We start from the raw sequence: 22,347 nt of genomic DNA on the forward strand, positions 1-22,347 counted from the left end.
ACTAACTACTTCTAAGAAGACAATCTATAGTTTTTCAACACCGTTTCTACTAAAATCTTAACCTATCTTTTTTATAAATGATCAAACTTTATTCAAAATACACAGATACTAATAACCTTGATAAACGAGCAAAAAGAAAGAGCATGTTTTGAAAAAAAGATTGATCAAAACATACTCTCAATATATTCCGTTTAGAATTGAACTAAAGAATTAATACCAACGAGTATATAAATATTCCCAATAACTAGCATAACCACCATCACGTACAATGAGAACATAAGCAGTAGCACGTGCAGCCTTTCTTTAATTTGAGGTATTTCATTCGAAACCGTACATCCTTGAAGAAGCATAGGAGAAGCCCCTTTTTTATAAGACTCATTTACCAAACGCATAGAGTGTTCTTTAAATTTATTTAGCAAATCTCCATCTTTTTGATTCAGTGCTTCCTTTAAATCTTCAAAATAAAAATCTATACCTTCTTTTATCAACTTTAGCATAAATTCCTCTTTAGTCGAAAAGTGAGCATAGAAAGCACCTTTAGAGTAGCCAGCGTGTTTTACAATTTGATTAACGCTTGTACTAGAATAGCCTTGTTTAGAAAACAATTCAATTCCTGCTTGAATTAATTTGTTAATGGTGTCTTCTGATTGCTTTTGAAAATAATTCAACGTAAAGCCCCTTTTTAGAAAATTCCGTATAATTTTGTATAAATTTCACATTTTATATTCCAAAATATGGTGTTTTAAAGTATAATAAATACAAACCGGTTGGTATTTATTATAACTGTAATGTTGGTAAATTAAAAGGAGGAGAAAAAATGAATTTATCCCTCAAGGAACTATAAGAAATAGCTGTTACTGTTTATTTTATGCTTTTCAATGTTTTTTGCATTTTCGCCACAGTCTAAGGACCAAAAAGCATCATCCCCTGACACGTTTCGTATAAACGGCTGGGGAGAGAAACAGGATTCAGCCATTGGTTTACAAGCCGAGATCGGCTGTAGAAAAAAGGAGAGGTGTTATTATGAAAAAACTATTAAATATTGGGATGATATTTACTCTTGTCGTTGGTCTGTTTTTTGCAATTACACCAATAAATAAAGCATCTGCACTTAGTTATGATTATACAAATCCTGTCTCAACAGGTTGTGCGTATAAAAGTCCAATCACCTATGAAACAAAATATATATATAGAAACGACGTGAAAATTGGATATGTACAGCTAAAAGGAAGTGCCTATTGTCATACGGCTTGGGGTTACGTAAAGCTTTATTCTGCTGCTCCGTACGATAATTATGCCAATGTATACGTAGATAGTTACACCAATGGCACTACTTGGAGAACATTTTCAGATTGTTACGAAGGAAACGGGAGGGTAAATGAAGGTCAAACCTCTTGTTATACCGCTCAATTATGGGATAAAGACCCGTATAAAGCTTCGGCCCAAGCGGTGGTTAGTGGTGGTTCAACTCTCATCAGGGTGACAACCGGCCGTCATTAGTAAAAGTCCCTTTTAATCCTAGGCTGGCTCAAGCTAGATCAAACAGGTCGTCACTAAATATCTGAGTTTAGACTAACGGGGAAGTTTAGTTCAACAAGGGGTAGCGCCAACCAGTATCACATTTCCCACGCTAAGGATAAAACCCTTGATAAATAAGCAGTTAAAAGGATCTTCGATTTGATATTATCCCCTTATAGTAGACAGTAAAAAGAAAGGATTGTACTGTCTTCTATGGGGGGATTTTTTCATGGGGAAAATTAGAACAACCTATACAAAAGAAATTAAGCTAAAAGCGATTAATTTATACCAAAAGAAAGATATGGGTATTAGATCTGAATCGCTACACTAAGTTAGACAATTATTTTAAGGTCAAGTAGACTAACGGAAACAATGAAAAAAGGAGATTCTACTATGACTAAACGAGAGCGCCGAACATTCACACAAGAATTTAAAGAACAAATCGTACAACTATACCTAACTGGAAAGCCACGTAAAGAAATTATAAGAGAGTACGATTTGACGCCTTCCTCGCTGGATAAATGGATCAGTCAACAACGCAACTCAGGTTCGTTTAAAGAAAAAGATAATTTAACGCCTGATCAAGTGAAATTAGCTGAGGTAATGAAGAGAAATAAACAGCTAGAAATGGAGAATGATATTTTAAAGCAAGCCGCGCTGATCATGGGACGAAAGTAAATGTGATTCGAAACAACACCCACAAATACTCGGTATCAGCAATGTGTAACGTCCTCGAGATTCCAAGAAGCACGTATTATTACGAAGAAAAAATTCACCCTCAAACAGATGAGGTAACCCTCAAGGTGATTGAAATCTTTCATGCCAGCCGCCAAAACTATGGGACGCGGAAAATTAAAGTGGAACTCCAGAAATGTGGATACCAGGTTTCAAGAAGACGGATTGGCAGAGTGATGAAAGAGCAAGGTCTAGTGTCCACTTATACCATTGCCCAGTTCAAGCCCCATGCATCAACGTGTAACGAATCGAAACAAAAGAATGAGCTTAACCGTGAGTTCAGACAAAAAGCAGCTTACAACGTGGTTGTCAGTGATTTAACGTATGTGAGAGTCGAGAAAAAATGGCATTACATATGTGTATTTGTTGATCTTTACAATCGGGAAATTATCGGGTACAGTGCTGGTCCGCAGAAGGACGTACAGCTTGTGTACCGAGCCATTTCTTCAATTGAAATTGATCTAAGCAAGATCAAGCTATTTCACACGGATCGAGGAAGTGAATTCAAGAATAAATTGATTGACGAAGCCCTAGCAACATTTAAAATCAAGCGTTCTTTGAGTATGAAAGGCTGTCCATATGATAATGCGGTGGCGGAGGCAACATTTAAAATTATCAAGACAGAGTTTGTGAAAAAACGCCACTTCGAATCATTATCCGACTTAAATAGAAAACTATTTGATTATGTGAACTGGTTTAATGGAACAAGAATACATGGTACATTGGGTTATTTAAGTCCAAGAGAATACAAAAATTTACACCTTAAAAAAACTGTCTAGTTTAGTGTTGACATACCAATCAATTTCCAAAGAGTTAGGGATTGGATATACAACTATACAAAGATGGATAGCTCACTATAAAAGAGAAGGAATTCAGGGGTTAGAGGAAAAGAGAGGAACATCTTGTAGCCCACTTAAAGGTAGACCTAAAAAAGACTATGAAAGCGATACAGAAAAAATAAGTCGATTAGAAGCAGAGAATGCCTATTTAAAAAAGCTCTTAGATGCGAAAAGGAGGAGGATGCAGGAAAAGAAAAATCAATAGAATACAAAATCATTCATGAGCTTAAAAATCAATTTACTATCAGTATTTTATGTATAATTGCAGGCGTATCAAAGAGTGGCTATTACAAATGGCTAAAACGTCAGAGTAACCCTACTAAAAGGGATTTAGATGATCAATCGATTGTATCTAGAATTATTGAATGCCAACAAGACCCTGATATTAATTGGAGCTACGGTTATCCAAGAGTTCGAACTTGGCTAAAAAAAGAGTATGGACTGAAAGTCAACCATAAGAAAATTTATCGTTTAATGAAAACGAATGGTATTCAAGCAAAGATACGAAAAAAAAAGTGGAAGCACTTTGGGCGTAAAGAAAAATATGTCCTTTCCGATAATTACTTAAATAGAGAATTTTCAGCTAAACGCCCGAATGAAAAATGGGTAACAGATATAACCTACTTACTTTTTAATGGGAAAAAAATCTATTTATCTTCGATATTAGACCTTTATAGCAATGAGATTGTCTCATATAAAAGACCTAAGGCTAGTAGCTGATACTGTAAAAGAGGCCATAAAAAAAAGAGACGTAAAAGGACTCCTATTACATAGCGATCAAGGATTCCAGTACACCTCAATAAGATATAACCAACTATTAAAAAGATACAATATTAAGCAAAGTATGTCTAGAAAAGGAAATTGTTTAGATAACGCATGTATGGAGAGTTTTTTTAGTCACTTTAAAACTGAATGTTTTTACCGATACCAATTTGAGACCTCGAAGAGGTTAAGACAGCAGTAAAAAATTATATTAAGTTTTATAACAATAAACGTTTTCAAAAAAAATTAAATAACCTTAGCCCTACTGAATATAGGGCTAAGGCTGCCTAATAAGTGCACCTTTTAATTAAATGTCTACTTGACGGGGGTAAGACCAATTTGAAGCTCCTTTTTTTGTTTTTTGCAAGCAGAAAATACAGAGAATTGCAGCGAAAAATGCAGAGACCTGCAAGCTCTCTTTTAATCTAATTTTCGTTGTGTAACTTAACAGAAGAAAGGGCATTTTTCAGCCTATAACTTTCCCCAGTAAATGCTATTACGTGAGCAAGAAGGGCATTGTCATGAAAGAACGAAGTAAGCGTTTTAGCGCGATGAACGTTTATATTTCTAATCTTCCTGCGGAAGTAGTCCCGACGGGACATATTCACGATCTTTACTCCCTACGTTGGCAGATTGAATTACTGTTTAAAACATGGAAATCCTTCTTTAAAATTGACCATTGTAAAGAAATCAAACGAGAGCGATTAGAATGCCATCTCTATGGCCAACTGATTGGCATCCTTCTCTGTTCTTCCACTATGTTTCAAATGAAGCAATTACTTCTTGATAAGAAAAAAAGGGAACTAAGTGAGTATAAAGCCATTTATATCATCAAGGATTACTTTCCTCTTTTATTTAGGGCTATACAAAAAAGCACTCAAGAGTTATTAAAGATTCTGCTTCGCCTGTTCAACCTCCTACAGAAAAACGGACGAAAATCTCATCGGTATGAGAAGAAAACAGTCTTTGATATCTTGGGTGTTGTTTATCAGTATACCATGTGCAAAAAGAAAGCAGCATAGCGCTAAAAAAACGACCTGTTTTTTGGCATATTTGGTATTTGGCATGCCTTTCTTTAGTCAAACATAGAGGGTTTCTTGTGGAAACGGCTCTACTCTAAGCATTCTTTGGGTTAGCTTGATGGACATGGGGTACCGCAAACATTTTGACGAAAATATACGTTAATACAATTTATGGAAGTTAAAAGCCGGTTTTTATTACGCTAAAAGTTGCTATCCCTTGGTACGCTAAGTTTTTTTGATAGTCTAGTATATTCATTGGAACTTCATAATTTTAGAATGATACTTAATGTATAGATTAGATCTACCATGTATCAGATAATGGAAAAAAATGTATTGACGTATAAAAAGGTTAAAATGTTGTCTGGACCCCTTATGGAAGACAAGAATATAAAAGACGGATTGGTCGAGTGATGAAAGAGCAAGGCCTAGTGTCCACTTATACCATTGCCCAGTTCAAGCCCCATGTCTCAACGTGTAATGAATCGAAGCAAAAGAATGAGCTAAACCGTGAGTTCAGACAAGAAGCAGCTTACGACGTGGTTGTCAGTGATTTAACGTATGTGAGAGTCGAGAAAAAATGGCATTACATATGTGTATTTGTTGATCTTTATAATCGGAAAATTATCGGATACAGTGCTGGTCCACAGAAGGACGCACAGCTTGTGTATCAAGCGATTTCTTCGATAAAAATTGATCTAAACAAGATCAAGTTATTTCACACGGATCGTGGAAGTGAATTCAAGAATAAATTGATTGACGAAGCCTTAGAAACGTTTGAAATCAAGCGATCTATGAGTATGAAAGGCTGCCCATATGATAATGCGGTTGCGGAGGCAACATTTAAAATTATCAAGACAGAGTTTGTGAAAAAACGCCACTTCGAATCACTATCCGACTTAAAGAGGGAACTATTTGATTATGTGAACTGGTTTAATGGAACAAGAATTCATGGAACATTGGGTTATTTAAGCCCACGAGAATACAAAAATTTACACCTTAAGAAAACTGTCTAGTTTAGTGTTGACATACCATAATCTGTAAAAAACATTTTTGGTCTCTTTTTTATTTTTTCCTAAATTAAGCCTAAAGCAACCATCCATCTACTTCGCCCCGTCGCTATGCCTGAGATGTCGAAGAATCATGAGCAGTATGAGCAGTGACAAAACCAAGGCCTCCGAAGATGTCACAGCTTTGATCACAGCATAATCGCAGCTCGGGGCATGCCGTACGCTACTTACGTGAGTCGCAGTTTCGCGGCGTGACCGAAGCCGATCGAAGAGGAGAAAGGGTGGACCGCGTCCTTCGAGAACTTTTCCGTAAGCAGAGGCATTTTCGGCTGGATATCAGGCGGTCGGGTGTTGGCCTGGAGGTAGGCCGTGCTGAAGAAAGCCAGTGACCAGCGTCCAGAGGGGTCGCGCCATTCCTCGGCCCAGGCATTGCCGACGGCGGGTGGGGCGATCACGGTCTTAGGCAGCGCCGCGAGCGCAGGAAAAAGTATGGCGGGTCGAACGTTGTCAGTCGTATACCCCGAATGATACATACGCAGCCGACGGTTGCTTATGCCGGCATTCAACCACGCGATCAGCGACTTTTCGAGGGTATTCCGTTTGATGCCGGTTCCTTTTTCGTTAAGTTCGAAGTCGAGGTCCCATATCTCCCGCCAGACGTCGGCGAACTGCTTGGTAGGCAAAGCGCCGGGGACGCCAAAAAGCGCCGGAGGGTATTTAACCTTGTCCACAAGTTCGGGTTTGCCGATTAAGGAAAACACCCCTTTAATGGAGTTGCTGAAACCGGCTACCGTGACATTCCGGATCTTCGGCCGCGGCTGATTGACTGCGCTGGAGGCGGGTGGTCTGGTCACAACGGGTAATTGGTTCTCGGGTGCAGAGGCACCCTGCCATCGGCTGAAGTCAGAGCCCGTCGCGTAGCCGAAGCCGTGCAGGAACTGCGTGATTTCAAGCAGTAACCTGTGGATTCCCTCCTGGGAGTTGAACGGCTGCCACATCTGCCTGGATTCTATGTCGGGTACGGCGGGGAAAATCGGCATGACGATGATCGCGGGCTTTTTGGATGCGATCGATGCCTGCGCCAGCACTGCGTTCTCGAACAGGTGGCGGTAGGCGAGATTGACGTAGGGCTGCCTCATGGTGTTCTCCGGGAAAACGGTATAGGGGTAGTTGACCCGGAAGGGAAAGGGCGATCGGGGATATTCCCCATTCGCCGTGCTGGGGCTGAAGTAGACGATGTAGTCCAGCCCATCGAACGGTATCGCGCCGGTTAGGGCGGGGGCCAAGACCGCTATCAGAAAGCGGGGCTCCTTTAGACGCTTGCCGGTGACACTACCGTACTCAAGCCAGAGGAAGCCGCCGTTGGCGTCCAGCCTGACCGGAAGGTCTGTGGTGTTAAAGCGGTCCCATCCATTGGCCGCCGCGGTCTTGAGCATGGAGAAATTCCCGATACGCCGCCTTCTCGGCAGGCCCCCGCTTATCGGGGCATCTTCCAGCGTGCGCACCGTGGTGGTTTGATTCAACAACGGGCCGAGGATGGCGTAGTACTTGGAACCGCTTACGCCGCCCCGGTAGAACACTCCGGGCTTGTCGCCCTTGGTCTTGTCGTTATATGGCGGAGCGGTGATCGGCGCCTGCTGGACCCGACCCATGATGACCTTCAGGTCGGCGGAGGTTGGAGTCATGATCAGCTCACAGCCGCGATTGTCCCAGTAATAGGGGACGGTGCCGAGTGTCACCGTCACGCGCTGGGTAACGTAGTCAGGATGCTCCACCGTTATAGTCAGCCTTTTCGTATCCGGGGGTGGCGCGGGCATGACGTATGTCTGTGAGGTATGGATGGTATGGGAGTGAACCCCGGAGGAGTCCTCCCGTTCTATTGTCAACGCCGCGTCGCTTGCCAGTGGCCCGTTCAGAACGTCGACCATCTCAATTTTAAACTGTATTCCCATAGTTTTTATCCTCCTTTATTATTGAATTACTTTATCTGTTGGTTGGGCAGAACTATAAACCACTAATATGTCTTTGCACTTTTCTGTATTATACTTATAGATATTTCCAATTGTATTTTTTACATAAAAAATCGTGACAATGGCGACTTGCGGAACTTTGTTATACAGGATTGTTTGCTTGTTTGAGGATTTATTGTGCTGATTCGATTCCTTATTAGACCATCCGTCTAGTCAATGTATATCTTTTGCTTAAAGGTCAGACTCTATTCACTAGTTCAATAAGAAAAAGAAGTTGCCGTGCAACCCCCAAGCTCTTAACTGAGAGGACCAACACTCAATCAATGAACCCGGTGCTTGTCCAAGCGTCGACCGACTGTTAATAAAATCCTTTTAATATACCCAAATTACTAATTACAATGAAGGCTTAAAATGCATTTTTGCTCTCACCCCTCCTGCCTTTTATTGACTTCCACCTATTTTTGGTATGCAGCGGTAAAGATGTCCCGCTGCCGCAATTGCTAAAGAAACCGCTTCAAACCACACACACTTTTTATTGGTTTAATAATACATATATACTCTGATAATTGGGAATACCTATGTCATAAGACGGCTAGGGTATTAGTCATCTAAGACGAAAGGGGTACATAACTTGTCAAACATTAAGAGAATAACTAATTTATCCGACTATCAATCCGTACTACCTTACGCTAGTGAGCTCTTTGGCGTATATCATTCCTTGATCGGTTGGAATTCTAAAAGGCAGCTCGACCGAATCAAAAACAATATTAAATATGAAAATAACGCTCTATTATCTCGATTGAGTCCTTATTTGGAAGACAAGGCAAATATCAAGTTCGATAAAAAATGTTCAATTTCGGCTCCCGACTTGGAGCCTGCGGGATTTGCTGCTCCTAAGTTAATTCCCCAGGATTCCATTGTACTTCAGCAAATCAGCGAAAAAATTTATTATTTTGGAAAGGTTCCAAAGAAGGAAGATGAGTGGCGGCACCTTGTGAACAATGACTTTCTTACGGAAATCCTTAGAACCAAAGTCATCGACCATTACAATGAAGTTTTAGCCAGCTGCTGCGAACAAAACGACACGGAGGAAAAAAAGGAAAAATGTAAAGAAGAGGTGAGGAGTGGTATCGCCAATGAAACAGTGATTGCAGGGGTCATTAAAGAGCTAGTTGTAAATGGTCGCGTCACTGAATTAAACAATATCTTTTTTAAAAAATTGGACATGGACTCAAGGTACTCTTTTCTTCAAGCGTTAAACAAGAAAGACATGGATTTTACGGACCCTTACCTGACCTTTGATCCAAAAAAAGACGTAAAAAATGCTGCATTGTCCCCGCTTGGTATTGTCCATTTATTCCGACAGTATTTCTTTGAGTTGGACACGTTTCTTGGGACGCCAACCGGCCACGTATGGCTAAGTCCTGGATCAACAGTAGAACTGGTAGAGGTTAGTACTCGGAGGACTACTACCGAAAAGACCGTTGAAACATTTATTGAAACCACGAAAAAAAAGGAGACCAGTATAACGGACCAAGATGACATAAGTGATGCGGTTAAGGAAGAAAACAAAGAAGATCTTAAACTTGGTTTCTCAACCACCGTGAATCAATCGTGGGGTACTGGAGACGCTTCCGCCACAGCAAGCCTTAACATGGACAAAACCCAACAGTCCGCCAGGGAAAAAACTCATAAAAGGATGAGAACACAGAGCGAAAAGCTATCAAGCGAAATACGTGAAAATTATAAATCGACTTTTAAAACTGTTACAGAGGTAACAGACACGTCAAGTAAACGGTATGTTATAGCCAACAACACAAAAAAGCTAATTAACTATGAATTACGTAGAAAGATGAGACAGGTTGGTGTACAAATCCAAGATATTGGTACTTATCTATGTTGGGAGACCTTTGTTGAAGATCCCGGTGAAGATCTTGGACTTGCGGAATTGATTCATTACGCCCAACCGACCGATCTCGTGCCGGTGCCGGACCCGACAAAAATAGCCATTCCTGACGATCAAGTGATCCCTTTTACAGCAAATGCGAAATGGGATTTCGACGACCAACGACAACACGGATTTGTAACACTTACGACGATCGATCCCCCGAAGGCACCAGACGGTTTTGAAGTTGTCGTTGTTGAAGGAATCATTCCGGCCGCACAGATCTCAGGTACTGGTGATGATTTCCACGGAGTTTGGGGTTTCGGGGCTCGGTTTACGCCAACTAAACAGCTTGAAATTGGTGTCATCACGGGTCCTGGTGGCCTTGAATGGGACAAACGCGTAGACTTTGTAGTCGGTGGAACATTGAGATATACAGCGAGCACAGCCAAAAGAGAAGAAATCGCAGCCGCCAACAAAAAGAAGATAGAAGAGGGTATTGCAGCAACCAACGAAAATAACCGTAAAACCAAAGAAGCTTTTTACAAGGCTGTTAAGGAGCGTGTCGAATTTGCCAGCGGGATCAACAAGCGCAAATTTGAAGAGTTGCGAGAAGAAGAACGCATCATTATTTACCGTAGGCTCATACGTTCCTTGATGACTGATGCTCAGTACGACAATGTGGTAAAAGGTAGCGAGCACGGCCGTCACGTTCTCTCGGAATTGATAAACTCAATCTTTGATATTGATAAGATGCTGTACTTTGTAGCTCCAGAGTGGTGGAAGCCCCGTAAGCAAAGGCAGAAATTTAAGACTTTGTCCGACATCCAGACACAGCTTGACGGTAACCTCGTTCCCTGGCCAGATAGTCCTCCGCGGAAAGACAATTACCTGATTACTGAAAAATCGCAACCAGCACCTTTGGGCAGTTCGCTCGGATGGCTTTTGCAATTAGACGGGGACAATTTGCGAAATACCTTCCTTAACGCACCCTGGGTTAAAGCAGTTATCCCCGTACGGCCCGGAAAGGAGAAGGCTGCTATAAATTGGCTACAAAACGCTAATATAGAGGGGGTTGATGGCCTGAAATGTGATTACGATGCTTCAGAAGATGAACTAAACCAAATCAAAACGAGGTTGGGACTAGAACCTGAAGCGACAGTCACCATACAAAACGCAATCGACTATCTTTGCTCTCAAGTTGCAGAGAAACATGAGGAGTCCAATAAAGTCAACACTTATCCGGAAACTGAGCTAAACGTTGATAACAAGGTTACTTCAACTCCAGTTGAAAAGGTCTTTGAGCATGGTTTTTATCCACTACAAAATGGCTTCCGTGTAGACCCGAACGATCCAAATCGGGATCCTAACAATAAAGATAAGAACTTCCAAGTTTTCGACCAATGGATTGAAGTACTACCGACTGATCAAATGGTCCCTGTCGAGGTAACCTACAACCCGCTTACAGGGAGACAAATTCCCATAGAATGTGAACGAAAGTCTGGAATATCTGAAGTAATGGAAATAATCGTCGATAGTACCATTAAAGATACATCTATTGCACCTTATCCCGGGCATTTTGTGAATATAGGTGATAAGGGAATGGTCGTGAAAAAGATTCAGGCTCGCCTCAATGAAGCGAATATTGAAGTTAAAATTGATGGTATTTTTGGCCCGAACACTCAGATGAAGGTAAAAGAATTTCAAAAAAGATTCGGGCTTCAGGTTGACGGAATAGTTGGTTCTGAAACTTGGCGCACTCTCTTTAACTCTGATTTAAAAGCAAGTCCTCATTTACGAAGTCTTCGGTCAGATGCGTTGGATAATCCGGAGAGTTAATCAAAAGTTCCACTAAATCCCTGTTGTACAATAGGATTGATTCAGTAATCTACCCTACCGATTGACAACTAAGCCATACGTACGGCAGGTCCTAGTATATACTTATCTTATTGAACAGTCCGTGAGTTAAGGAAGTGACGAAAATCCAGACGGCATGTTCTGTCTTGAAGGGGCCTCAGGATCGGTTGTCCTTGATATAGATTCTCCCACTCCTGTCGGATTACTGTGGGGAAAAATGTTCGGCGGAAGATGGGGGTTAATATCGCATATTCGTAATGTCGAATCACAACTTAAAATCAACATGGTATGGCAGTGACGGAGTTGTCATTAACCGGGAAGAGCTCGAATTCAAGCGTTGTCGATAAAAAGTCAATCACGTAAATATACTACATGATCCTAGTTTGACACGAGCGACCTCCTCGATAACACAGAAATAATTTCATGAAGCATAAGTAGGGTTATTCTCAATTTGTTACCCTTACCGGAACCAATAAGTAAGGTAGAATGAATGACCAAAATCTCGACCAAAAAATGACCAAAATTATTTAAAAAGATAGGATATATTTTGAAAACCTAAAAAAGTAATCTGCTGATATTACAGCATTTAATCCATATTTTAAAAAGAAATAAAAGGGTGAAATATGTTCAGAACACAAGTTCACCCTTGGGAAAGAGAACAGTATATGTCTCAATATTAATACCTGCAAACCCCTGATGCCGTTGGTGTCAGGGGTTTTTCAGTCAGATTTGATAAACTTAAGAAAACACGGGAAAAGGAGGAATTTTTGTTGGCAAAAGTTGTTTTAGGAATGACCATGTCACTAGACGGGTATATCAACGACAGGAAAGGTAGTGTAGGCCGTCTGTATCAGGATCTAGAAGAGCTGCGAAAAAGCGAAGTTCTGCAGGAATCAATACGAAATACAGGAGCGATTGTCATGGGAAGGAACGCCTATGCCATGTTAGATGACCCGGATTTGTACGCAGGAAATTATGAATATCAAGTGCCTATCTTTGTACTTTGCGAAAACGAACCAAAAAAACATCCGAAAGAAACAGATGAGTTAACATTTACCTTCGTAACTCAAGGTATCGAAAGTGCTATTGCTCAAGCCAAAACAGCCGCAGGAGATAAAGACGTCACGGTCATAGGTGGCGCAAGCACAGTCCAACAGTGCATAAAAGCAGAGCTTGTAGATGAGTTGCAGATCGATATCATGCCAGTTCTTCTGTGTGGTGGTCTTAAGCTGTTTGAGCACATATGCGAAGCTCCGATTGATTTGGAAACGGTCAGGGTAAGGGAGATCGGAGAAAGAACAAGTATTCAGTTCCGCGTTGTGAAATAGGCCTAAGAAGGAAACATAAAAACTAAGAAATAAGACTGGACTACCGAGAAAGCACTGAGGGCACCACCCGACTACTCGGTTTTGTTTCTGAGGAACAAACTGGTCTGATTTCTATGGGTATGGTGTCAAAAAAGTAAACACATAGAAGCGAGAATAGGATACTCCAGAAATGGGCGCAATCCCAAAGTTTTGGAATACGCTCGTTATTCCGTTAAAGGGCCATGATTGTGGAGGATAATTGCTGGTGTTGATAAAAAGTACAGTGCTATCCGTGTTTAAATATCAAAAATCTCGCCAATTCACAATCGATTGACGAGATTTTATATTTTTCTTAAAGTCCCATTACGTAGGACACTTTTGTCATATTCATTTATTCCAGCAATGATATTAAGGTATAATCACATCTGTTTCAATCAATCGTGGATGAATACTTTTCGCTTTTTCATATGTTTCAGCAGAGTTAACTGAGTATACATGCAGTTTTAGGCCTGCTTTTTTAATTTCTTTGGCAGTTTCTTCATCTACATTGTTAATTGATGTTGAGTAAATGGCGTTATCATATTGTTTTAATTCTTCAATATCAGCATCTACATTCTTCAATGCATTTCCAAGGAATGTCACAGTTGCTTCTGGGTACCATTCGTTAAATTGATTTCGAATATCATCATTACTTAGTACAAAGAATGAATGATTTAATACTTTGGCTTCCTCAGCTTCTTCCATAATACTGTCTACGAATTCCTTATCATCCCAGTCGCCTTTTGAACCATCAAAATTGATACCAATATTGTATTTATGAGCTTCCTCTAACACTTCCTCAAGTGTTGGTACTTTATAATCTGTTACATTTCCTTCTTTATCTTCAATATCAAAACTTTGAATTTCTTCTAATGTTAAATCTTTTACCTCTCCAGAGCCTGTCGTAGTGCGGTCAACCGTTTTATCATGCATCAATATGTATTGGCCGTCCTTGGTTTTTTGGACATCAATTTCAACAAAGCCATATCCTAATAGTCCAGCCTGAGTTATCGCCTCTAATGTGTTTTCAGGAGCCGCCACTTGTGCACCACGATGAGCACTTAACTCCGTTTTGCTGCTTTGTAACCAGTTATCATTCGGGGCTGCACTTGCAGCACCTCCAAACAAAGATGTTGCCAACATAAACGGCACAGTCAACGACAAGATTCTTTTCTTTTTCACTGTTCTCCACTTCCTATTCTTTAATATTTGGTGCGATTTAACAATACATAAACAGTGTAAATAGCACATTAATTTTTTATTACTTTTAAGATAATTTTGTTGTTTTTTGTCGTTCACTGAAAAAACACTGTAAGTAAATTATTGACTATGTGTTTCAATCTGCCATTGACCTGTACGGTGAAAAGACTCTCTATTCACGAATACATGATCGATTTATTGGGTTATTGTTAAACGGAACTTTCTCTTAGAAAAAATGAAATATAGCATCTTCAACAACCGGGCGCGATTGCGCAATTATACGCAGTTTTAAACCACTTTATTGTTATTTATTTTTGGAAAAGTAAGTATTAGGGTGAAGAAAATTAAATAACTATTTTTTGAAAACCGTTCCATTTATGAACGGTTTTCTACATATTTAAAGTATTATATTAAACAACTTTATTGTAAATGATCGGCCACTCAAAAAGTGACCGTTTTGTAACGAAGATCTTCTATAAAAAAATTTCTCTTGTTTATGAGTGGCCCCAAAAAGAACGAATTCTTGCCGTACCCCTCGTTCCTTTCTATTGACATTGACACTAGTGTTAAGCTTTATAATAAACTATACCTAATTTGAAAGGGGGATGCGATTCTTGAAGATCGGTAAAATTACGGATATCACTGGTGTCAGTGCTCGGTCCATAAGACATTATGAAAAGAAAGGATTACTGAACGTTCCTCGTCTTGACAATAATTATCGCGAGTTCGATGATTCGATTATCGAAGCTATTAATACGATCCAACTATATCTTAATTTAGGTCTAACAACCGACCAGATTAAAGATATTCTGCACTGCCCTGAAGATCAAGGGTACGACAAAAAAGACGAGTATTGTGAAGCATTGCTGCAAATGTATGAAACCAAGCTGAATGAAGTGATCCGGCAAAAAAAGGCATTGGATGAGGCGCAAGTCCGTTTGGAAAAGCAAATCAACCTAATGAAAGAAAACAGGGATAAGTGGGTACCCGTAGAGGAGGATGAACAATGACAATTTTAGTAACGGGAGCAACAGGAAATGTCGGTCGTCATATAGTCAACCAGCTTGTCAAGGCTGGCCATCATGTGCGTGCACTCACGCGCAACCCGTCAAGTGCTAAGCTACCTGAAGGGGTGGAGGTAGTGTATGGTGACCTTACTGAGCCAAAGACTTTTGCGCCTGCGCTGAACGGCGTTACTGGTATACACTTGATCACCTTTAATAGTGACGGTTACACCCCACTGCAAACCGGACCCGAGATTGTTGAACTGGCTGAAAAGGCAGGGGTGCGGCGAGTCACCGTTTTATGGAATGGCGAGAAGGGACCTGTGGAGAGGGGCGTAGAAGCCAGTGACCTCGAGTGGACCTTTCTCCAGCCTGTTGAGTTTATGTCAAATGCGCTTCAATGGGCAGAGTCTATTCGCTTAGAAGGTATTGTCCGGGAGCCATTTGGTGACTCACCCAGCGCTATGATCCACGTTGCCGACATCGCTAGCGTAGCGGTAGCCGCATTAATCGGTAATGGTCACGCCGGAAAAACCTACACGCTGACTGGTCCAGAGGTACTGACAGTGTTGGATAAGGTTCGGATTCTCGGAGCAGCGATCGACAGGGATATCCAGTTTTTCGAGCTCACCGAAGATCAGGCACGCGAACGTATGCGGGAGCAGGGATCGCCAGAGGACGCCATCGATTTCGTCTTAGGATGGTATGCCAACCCTCCAAAATCTGCGTACACAGTGGTTCCGACCGTCGAGCAGGTCACTGGTCTGCCCGCACGGACTTTTACCCAGTGGGCCGCCGAGCACGTACATCATTTCATTTAACGAACATATGTTAATTATTTATGATATATATGCATCTCAAGCTATGCAATTAAAGGGCCCTATTCTGTAGCAAGAATTGTGCTCTTTCTTTATGTATTGGGACAATTTGTTGAAGAAGGAAAGGAATAAAAAGTAGGAAATAAAATTTAAATAAAAGTAGTGTAGTATAATCAAAACACTGAAGGCATACCCTCTGCGATAGGAGAATTAATTAAAAAAGAACTATATATTGGAGGAATAATTAATGAGTGAACTGAATGCTTTATTTCGTAAAAGAATCGGTATTCCAGAAAACGAGAATATTACATTTGAAACGTTGGATAACGTTCTTGAAAAAACAGCAAAAAACATCCCTTTTGAAAATTTATGCATTATTGAAAATAAAACAAGTGATATCACTAAAGAAAACTTAATCAACAAAATACTAGTAAAAAAAGAAGGTGGTCTTTGTTATGAATTAAATTCGATTTTCTATTTCTTCTTAATCGAAAATGGTTTTAACGCAGTCCTAGCACGCGGGGGTGTTTACGAAAATGCTACTCAAGAGTATCTAACACTTGGAAGAACTCATGTAACTATTCTTATAACTCACGAGGAACAAACATATTTAATAGATACGGGCTTTGGAGGGAATTTGCCATTAAAACCTGTTCCTTTAACTGGGGAGACCATAACCTCTAATAATGGAGAATTTCGGATCAAAAAAGTGAATAGTGAACATGGAGACTATGTTCTTGAAATGAAGTTGAAACATAAGGATACAGCTTGGAAAATAGGATATGCCTTCGATTCCAAGAAGCCTATAAACGATGTATCGGAATTTAATGAGATCCAAACGATCATCGCTGAACATCACGAATCTCCATTTAACAAAAACCCTTTAATTACACGACTTACAACTGGAGGAAATTTAACATTAACAAATACTTCATTTACACAGTGGATTGATGGAATAGTTACAAAAGAGGAAATTGACAACGTGAGATTCAAAGAGCTATTGAAACAGCATTTTGAGATATAAAACACTCAATCAAAAGAAAATGATCACAAAAATCCGTAGCTGGAACCAAATTTATAGTAAATTACTCGTGTGGTTGTGAAAAATGACGTACAACCTTATCCAATTATAGATGAAAACTCGGCTAAACATGGTTTAAAATTTTGACAACTTAATAGGGCGCTATCCTGTGCAGCTTGGATATTCAAGAACGATCTTCCATTAAAGGGCGCCTTAATCGAATAAGTTTCACAAAAAGTAGAAAAAGCCTTCCGTTAGGAGGGCTTTTATGCTGTCCAATACTCAAAAGAAGGTATCCGTAAGAATCCCTTTCTTGTAAGGTTGCGGATATTTTACTACTTCAGCTTCGGTTTTAGATATATATAATCGCTGCTTTCATCAACAACGAACCGATAATAATCGGAATAAAGCTTCTTACGGTCTGATGAACGCCCCCCCCAATGGTTAGGTGTTTTAACGTTGGTAAAGGTTTTCTACCTATTTGTAAAGGGATAGAATGTTACCTTGTTGATTTTTAGATTTTTTTAAGATAAAAAGACAAAGCAATCCAATAGTAAGAAAGAGAAGACCGATAAAAAATGCCTTTGTTTCAATAAAAGACAATAAAAACAAGTAAAAGCTGAAAGCCAATAGAAGCCACCCAGCAACTAATAAGATGTTCATATAGATTCCACGCATTAGATTCTACCTTTCAAGAAGTCGTTTTTAGATTGAAAAAACCCCATGGTGGAGGGTGGCTCTGAACTGCACCCCAATTGTTAGACACAACTAACAACTGGAGGTGTAGTTTTTTCATGGGAAAGTTTTCATTTGAAGATAAAATGAAGGCAGTTCAAGACTATATTGAAGGGACTGAATCCTATAGAGACATAGGAAAGCGAATTGGTATTGATCATAAATCCATTGTAAAATGGGTAGCCCTTTATAATGAACATGGTCCAGATGGTTTAAAATTACGGTATACAAATTACTCTGCCCAATTTAAAATAGACGTACTTAATTATATGAACGACACAGGGACGTCTCTTTTAGAAACAGCTGCAATCTTTAATATTTCAGCTCCAACAACCATTTTACGGTGGAAAAAAGTTTTAGAAGAACAAGGTATAGACGTCCTTTATTCAAAGAAACGAGGGCGTCCATCCATGAAAAAAGACATTAAGAAAAAACAACCAGTAGAAGGCTCACAAGAAGCGCTATTAGCTGAAATTGAACGTCTAAAAATGGAGAATGCCTATTTAAAAAAGTTGAATGCCTTAGTTCAAGAGGAGAGAAAATTGAAGAACGTCAAAAAGCGCAAGTAATTTTTGAACTAAGGCATGAATTTAAAGTGATTCACTTAATTAAAGTAGCTAATATCGCAAGAAGCACGTATTATTACTGGGTAAAACAGCTCAATCGCCCAGACAAATATAGTGAAGTAAAGGAAGTCATTAAACAAATTTTTGATGAGCATCAAGGCAGATATGGTTATCGTCGTATCACACTAGAATTACATAATCGAGGCTTTTTAATCAATCATAAAACAGTCTGCCGTCTAATGAATCAGTTAGGCTTAAAATGTCTAGTACGCATAAAAATATCGTTCTTATCGCGGAAAAGTTGGGAAAGTCGCACCTAATATTCTTGAACGTGATTTCAAGGCCAATAAACCGAATGAAAAGTGGGTTACGGACGTTACGGAATTCGATTTATTTGGTGAGAATCTGTATTTATCCCCTATTCTTGACCTCTTTAATGGAGAAATTATCGCTTATAATATCGAGAAACGACCTGTATTTTCACTTGTGACAAAGATGCTAGATAAAGCCTTCCTTTGTTTAAATGAAGGAGAGACACCTATTCTCCATTCCGATCAAGGATGGCACTATCAAATGACAAAGTATCAACACTTACTGAAAGAACATCACATTACGCAAAGTATGTCGCGTAAAGGGAATTGTTTGGATAACGCAGTCATGGAGAATTTCTTTGGCTTATTAAAGTCTGAATTATTGTATCTCCAAGAATTTGAGAGTATGGAGCATTTTAAGAGAGAACTAGAAAAATATATTTACTATTACAATCACAAACGAATAAAAGCAAAACTAAAAGGATTGAGCCCTGTGCAATACAGAGTTCAATCCCCGGTAGCTGCTTAATAATATTTGTCTAACTTTTTGGGTTCACTTCACTCCACCATGGGGTTTTATTTTATTCCCATTCAGAACTATCTTCCATGTCATAATCGTCTGCTTTGACGGCACCGTTTGAATCGAATATATATTCTTCATCTAAAGTGGAGTCAAACTCATAATTCTCACCGATCTCGCTTAATTCATCTAATGATTCTTGTGTCTCAGCATCAAGTTCCGCAGCTTCTTGCTCATACTGATCCTGGTATTCTTCATCTAAATTATAGATAGTATCATCATTATTGCTTTCGTAGAATTGTTGACGTGCAGCTTCATATGTCTGTTCCAAGTCATATTTTATATTGTCAGTTTCTAATATCGGTTCATAATAATAAAATTCATGTAGCAAACTCCAGTACCAAGATCCCGATAAAAAGCTGCTGGCCAGACTATAATCCGGTGAGTGCACATAATTGCTGGAGTATTCATATGTTTTTGTTCCCATTTCCCCGGTATGAGGATTTATATTCCCTGTGGTGCTCCAGTTATTAGAGAAATTGCCGTCAGGTTTACTCCTATAATGTCCCTTCACAACCGTTCCATCTTTCTTGATGTATGGCTTAACCCATACATCAGCAGCCGCAGGGCTTACTGCAAAAAGCACAGATAACGCCATGACAAAAGCAATAAGCTTTTTCATCCGACCCCTCCTTTCAGCATATTTCTAACAAATATATATACACCATGCTTTTCCTTAATTCCTTTATCGGAATTTAATTATTGTTTTTTCCAATTCATAACATCCTATAGTCACAAGTTCTCTTTCACGTTCAGGCAGTTCCTCTAATAACTTTTCCTGATACTCTACACTCATTCCCCAGCACTCTGGATGAAGATTATTATCTATTGGCTTTCCGTAAAGATCATTACCTGCACAGATTCCCTTAAAGTTATTTTCGCAAGTTTCACAAGTATTTGGTGTAAGAGATAGCATCCTAGTTTCCCCCTTTTTTATGTTCTGAAAATTAAAAACAGGACTCTGTGATACAGATAAGTGGGGAAACTACCCGACTAAATAAAGTTAATTGCAACACAAATCCATTTGTGGAATAACTGGAAATATTTACTCGTTCTTCAATAAAGGTGGGCTTATCTTCTTCCTGATCTATGCAGAAGAAATGGTGCGGCAACATTCATAACCAGAATCAAAACTTCTTATAATGTACCGCTTGGTGTCCTTTTTCTTTTTCCAGAATAATAAACCCTTTTCTTAGTCGAAGCCTTATTTCCAGCAGAATTCCCAGTCAGCAAAAACATTTCTTTCAAAGCATCGTTAATGAATGAAACACTAATGGCTGTCAGGACGAAAAAGGAGATGGGCACAATTGCGATCCATTGCTGTACGAATAAATAGCTTAAACTATCCCCGATCAGACCTGACCATTCGTAGGAAAGAGTCCGGGGAGGATCTGACATTAATCCGAATGAGACAGATGTTCCTCCGAAAAACAATTTAAACACTCCCAGGTGGGCCAGCAGCATTAATACCTGTAAAAATTGCTGTCCAAATAGGAGGATCCATCTTTCATAAAGCTGAGGAACGATATGTTTCACGAAAACATGCATTTTCCTTCCTCCCAATACTTTTGATGCTTCGACAAAGGGCTCACTGTGGACCGCCCTGATTTCATTTGAAAGCTGCATGGATAATGTGGGAATCGCAAGGACAGAAAGAATAATAACCTCAAACGCCGCTCGTTCAAAAAAAGAATGAGCAAACCCATTGACCTGCATCCACAGCACGCTAAACAAAATAAAAAAGGCAAGTAAGGTTTGTGGAACAATCGAGAAGGGCTCAACTAGAGACTGAAAGGTTTTATAAAGAAAAGGCTTTAGTGAATACGCAAAATAACTAACCACCAGAGAAAGAAGCATTCTAAGCAGAGTAATAAGCAAGGTAAGTCCGATGGTATACTTGGCCCCTTCAACCATCATATGCAAGAGGTCAAAGCCGAATCGGTCTGAGCCGAGCAGAAAGACGGTAAAGGGCGGATAAGGAGGGGCAAGTATAATCCCCCCGTCTGCATCTTTTATGTATCTGATCTGCTGTATGTTTCCTTCATTAAAGATTGAATTTCCTGCACTGAAAGTCAGTAAAGTGAATAGGAAAAGGAAACTGAACAGAAATCTTTTCTTTTTTATTAAAAATAAGAACATTTACATTTTTTCCTTTCTGATGAAGCTGCTGATCCCATCGTACGTGCGGTATAAAATGAAAAACGGAACAAACAGGACAATGCAACTGACCGAAAACACTTCGGAATTGCTGGTTGAAAAAACAAGACTTAGTAATCCGTTCAAATTGAATAAATATTCGACAACCATCAAAGTAGACAGCATTGAATAGAAAATGGTCTTGGACACTCCAAACAGGGCATCTGTGATATTCCGAATCACATGCACGTTAAGGATATAAAAAAAAGAAAATCCCATCGATCTCGCGAGTAGGATGTACCTTTTGTCGAGTTCCTCAAGAACGTACTGAATCAGCACTTTTGTGAGAAAAAATGAAACCGGAATGCTGATGCATAAAATGGGAAGTAGAATGGTTTGATCCTGTGAGCCGACCGTCACAACCTGTGCAAGCTTGATTCCAGTCGATTTGTACACCGCGATCACACCAATTTGCAAAAGGACGATGATCATGACATCCGGAATGGCCTCAAACACATCAAGCGCTTTTATGACTTGTCTCAGTCTCCTTCTAAAAACCAGCAGAGCAATGTATGCATTTAACGAGGATAAGACGAAAGCGGTCGCAATTCCTGCACCCAAAATTTTCATCGTATCCGCATATCTCGCCATGACAATCGGAAACAGCGGGACTCCTTCAAAGGTAAGCTCTTGTAACGTGTAAATTTTCATAGAAACGTCAACGACAACTTCTAAATAGTCCAGCACATTAAAGCTCAACTTATCAAAAAGGACCGGACTCGTACCAATTAAAATGAGAACTTGAATGGCCGCCATGCATTGTAGCACGATGATAATAACTCCCTTACAAGCTGATACTATGTGTTTTTTATTCATGTAATCTCTCCGTCTTGTTATGTATTTAAATGGTTTTGAGGGCTTGGCGAATGTGGCCATTCCACGAAAAAACCCGTTGGTGTTATACCCTTCAGCTCCAACATTGAAATACATCTGATCTGAAAATAGGGATCAATTTCTGATCCATCTAAGAATCCT

Annotated in this window: 16 protein-coding genes and 4 pseudogenes; 13 read left to right on the forward strand and 7 right to left on the reverse strand. The window is 39.8% G+C overall.

Annotated features, from left to right (window positions below; translation table 11 throughout):
• Nucleotides 1-191 precede the first annotated feature (191 nt).
• A complete protein-coding gene (locus LIT25_11290) occupies nucleotides 192-668 on the reverse strand; it encodes a TetR/AcrR family transcriptional regulator (protein ID USK35829.1) in 477 nt (158 codons plus the stop codon).
• Between the two features lie 355 nt (nucleotides 669-1,023).
• On the opposite strand from LIT25_11290, the gene LIT25_11295 reads away from it, so the two are divergent.
• The 7 genes and pseudogenes from LIT25_11295 (at nucleotide 1,024) to LIT25_11325 (ending at nucleotide 5,889) form a co-directional block, all read left to right on the forward strand.
• Complete coding sequence (locus tag LIT25_11295) at nucleotides 1,024-1,500, forward strand: DUF2690 domain-containing protein (GenBank protein ID USK35830.1); 477 nt, start codon at nucleotides 1,024-1,026, stop codon at nucleotides 1,498-1,500.
• 411 nt (nucleotides 1,501-1,911) lie between these two features.
• A protein-coding gene (locus LIT25_11300) for an IS3 family transposase (GenBank protein ID USK35831.1) occupies nucleotides 1,912-3,032 on the forward strand; the annotation gives its coding sequence in 2 pieces (ribosomal slippage) (nucleotides 1,912-2,161 and nucleotides 2,161-3,032; 1,122 coding nt in all).
• A 4-nt stretch (nucleotides 3,033-3,036) separates the two neighbouring features.
• Nucleotides 3,037-3,297, forward strand: a complete 261-nt coding sequence (locus LIT25_11305) for a helix-turn-helix domain-containing protein (protein USK35832.1) — start codon at nucleotides 3,037-3,039, stop codon at nucleotides 3,295-3,297.
• 179 nt (nucleotides 3,298-3,476) lie between these two features.
• Entirely contained in the window at nucleotides 3,477-3,812 is a 336-nt protein-coding gene (locus LIT25_11310; protein ID USK36239.1) for an IS3 family transposase, read from the forward strand.
• Nucleotides 3,772-4,145, forward strand: a pseudogene (locus tag LIT25_11315) (IS3 family transposase). Before LIT25_11310 ends, LIT25_11315 begins: the two are co-directional and overlap by 41 nt.
• 215 nt (nucleotides 4,146-4,360) lie before the next feature.
• A pseudogene (locus tag LIT25_11320) lies at nucleotides 4,361-4,876 on the forward strand (transposase).
• A 389-nt stretch (nucleotides 4,877-5,265) separates the two neighbouring features.
• Nucleotides 5,266-5,889: pseudogene (locus tag LIT25_11325) on the forward strand (IS3 family transposase).
• Nucleotides 5,890-6,110: 221 nt separating this feature from the next.
• Here LIT25_11325 and LIT25_11330 read toward each other — a convergent pair.
• Complete coding sequence (locus LIT25_11330; protein ID USK35833.1) at nucleotides 6,111-7,835, reverse strand: hypothetical protein; 1,725 nt, start codon at nucleotides 7,833-7,835, stop codon at nucleotides 6,111-6,113.
• A gap of 649 nt (nucleotides 7,836-8,484) precedes the next feature.
• On the opposite strand from LIT25_11330, the gene LIT25_11335 reads away from it, so the two are divergent.
• Complete coding sequence (locus LIT25_11335) at nucleotides 8,485-11,577, forward strand: peptidoglycan-binding protein (GenBank protein USK35834.1); 3,093 nt, start codon at nucleotides 8,485-8,487, stop codon at nucleotides 11,575-11,577.
• 788 nt (nucleotides 11,578-12,365) lie between these two features.
• Entirely contained in the window at nucleotides 12,366-12,923 is a 558-nt protein-coding gene (locus LIT25_11340; GenBank protein ID USK35835.1) for a dihydrofolate reductase family protein, read from the forward strand.
• Nucleotides 12,924-13,310: 387 nt separating this feature from the next.
• On the opposite strand, the gene LIT25_11345 is transcribed toward LIT25_11340, so the two are convergent.
• Nucleotides 13,311-14,123, reverse strand: a complete 813-nt coding sequence (locus LIT25_11345) for a glycerophosphodiester phosphodiesterase family protein (GenBank protein USK35836.1) — start codon at nucleotides 14,121-14,123, stop codon at nucleotides 13,311-13,313.
• 632 nt (nucleotides 14,124-14,755) lie between these two features.
• Between LIT25_11345 and LIT25_11350 the strand changes: the two genes are divergently transcribed.
• From LIT25_11350 to LIT25_11365, 4 genes and pseudogenes are all read left to right on the forward strand, one after another.
• Nucleotides 14,756-15,151, forward strand: coding sequence for a MerR family transcriptional regulator (locus LIT25_11350; GenBank protein ID USK35837.1), 396 nt, complete (start codon nucleotides 14,756-14,758; stop codon nucleotides 15,149-15,151).
• Nucleotides 15,148-15,966 (forward strand): NAD(P)H-binding protein, encoded by an 819-nt coding sequence (locus tag LIT25_11355; protein ID USK35838.1) that lies wholly within the window; start codon nucleotides 15,148-15,150, stop codon nucleotides 15,964-15,966. Before LIT25_11350 ends, LIT25_11355 begins: the two co-directional genes overlap by 4 nt.
• A 244-nt stretch (nucleotides 15,967-16,210) precedes the next feature.
• On the forward strand, nucleotides 16,211-16,987 hold the full coding sequence (locus tag LIT25_11360; GenBank protein USK35839.1) for an arylamine N-acetyltransferase: 777 nt from the start codon (nucleotides 16,211-16,213) through the stop codon (nucleotides 16,985-16,987).
• 791 nt (nucleotides 16,988-17,778) lie between these two features.
• Nucleotides 17,779-19,125, forward strand: a pseudogene (locus LIT25_11365) (IS3 family transposase).
• Nucleotides 19,126-19,177: 52 nt separating this feature from the next.
• Here the strand turns inward: LIT25_11365 and LIT25_11370 are convergent.
• From LIT25_11370 to LIT25_11385, 4 genes are all read right to left on the reverse strand, one after another.
• A complete protein-coding gene (locus LIT25_11370; GenBank protein USK35840.1) occupies nucleotides 19,178-19,798 on the reverse strand; it encodes a hypothetical protein in 621 nt (206 codons plus the stop codon).
• 63 nt (nucleotides 19,799-19,861) lie between these two features.
• The gene (locus tag LIT25_11375) at nucleotides 19,862-20,092 is read right to left on the reverse strand and encodes a hypothetical protein (protein USK35841.1); all 231 of its coding nucleotides are present in this window, start codon (nucleotides 20,090-20,092) and stop codon (nucleotides 19,862-19,864) included.
• Nucleotides 20,093-20,313: 221 nt separating this feature from the next.
• Nucleotides 20,314-21,315, reverse strand: a complete 1,002-nt coding sequence (locus LIT25_11380) for an ABC transporter permease subunit (protein USK35842.1) — start codon at nucleotides 21,313-21,315, stop codon at nucleotides 20,314-20,316.
• The gene (locus tag LIT25_11385; GenBank protein USK35843.1) at nucleotides 21,316-22,188 is read right to left on the reverse strand and encodes an ABC transporter permease subunit; all 873 of its coding nucleotides are present in this window, start codon (nucleotides 22,186-22,188) and stop codon (nucleotides 21,316-21,318) included. It lies immediately after the preceding gene.
• Between the last annotated feature and the right edge of the window lie 159 nt (nucleotides 22,189-22,347).

This window comes from Bacillus sp. F19 (assembly GCA_023823795.1).
Taxonomy (GTDB): Bacteria; Bacillota; Bacilli; order Bacillales; family Bacillaceae; genus Bacillus_P.

Bases quoted from the DNA above. Each gene is read 5' to 3' on its own strand.
- LIT25_11385 (USK35843.1), bottom strand. From the start codon at position 22,188: ATGAATAAAAAACACATAGTATCAGCTTGTAAGGGAGTTATTATCATC.
- LIT25_11355 (USK35838.1), top strand. From the start codon at position 15,148: ATGACAATTTTAGTAACGGGAGCAACAGGAAATGTCGGTCGTCATATA.
- LIT25_11295 (USK35830.1), top strand. From the start codon at position 1,024: ATGAAAAAACTATTAAATATTGGGATGATATTTACTCTTGTCGTTGGT.
- LIT25_11330 (USK35833.1), bottom strand. From the start codon at position 7,835: ATGGGAATACAGTTTAAAATTGAGATGGTCGACGTTCTGAACGGGCCA.
- LIT25_11375 (USK35841.1), bottom strand. From the start codon at position 20,092: ATGCTATCTCTTACACCAAATACTTGTGAAACTTGCGAAAATAACTTT.
- LIT25_11370 (USK35840.1), bottom strand. From the start codon at position 19,798: ATGAAAAAGCTTATTGCTTTTGTCATGGCGTTATCTGTGCTTTTTGCA.
- LIT25_11360 (USK35839.1), top strand. From the start codon at position 16,211: ATGAGTGAACTGAATGCTTTATTTCGTAAAAGAATCGGTATTCCAGAA.
- LIT25_11380 (USK35842.1), bottom strand. From the start codon at position 21,315: ATGTTCTTATTTTTAATAAAAAAGAAAAGATTTCTGTTCAGTTTCCTT.